General features: G+C 68.3%; 1 pseudogene. It reads right to left on the bottom strand.

Annotated features, from left to right (window positions below):
- Window positions 1-297, bottom strand: a pseudogene (locus PUR56_RS00065) (hypothetical protein); the annotation flags it as partial.
- Between the last annotated feature and the right edge of the window lie 81 nt (window positions 298-378).

Below are 378 nucleotides of genomic sequence, written 5' to 3' on the forward strand. Positions count from 1 at the left end.
CGAGAAGAAGCCGTCCTGGCGCATCACGACGTGCGCCGAACCTCCGATCGCGATGTCGGTGGTGACGTCCTGGTCGAAGTTCCTGCTCGACGTGTCGTACCAGAAGTGGTCCCGGACGTAGGCGTCGCCACCGACGAACCAGAGCTCCATGCTCCCGGGGATCCGGGAGACGGCCGCGATGCCGCTGGTGACGGAGGCACTTCCGGGCGGGGCCAGCTCGAACCCCTGCCAGGCACTGCCCTCGTACCAGAACCGGTCCTGCACCGAGCCGTTGGGCCCGACGAACCAGACCTCCATACTGCCGGGAATCCGCGAGACCGCAGCGACACCGGTGTGGGTGGAGGCGCTACCGGCGGGAGCCAGCTCGAACCCCTGCCA

The organism is Streptomyces sp. BE303 (genome assembly GCF_036290945.1).
Lineage (GTDB): Bacteria > Actinomycetota > Actinomycetes > Streptomycetales > Streptomycetaceae > Kitasatospora.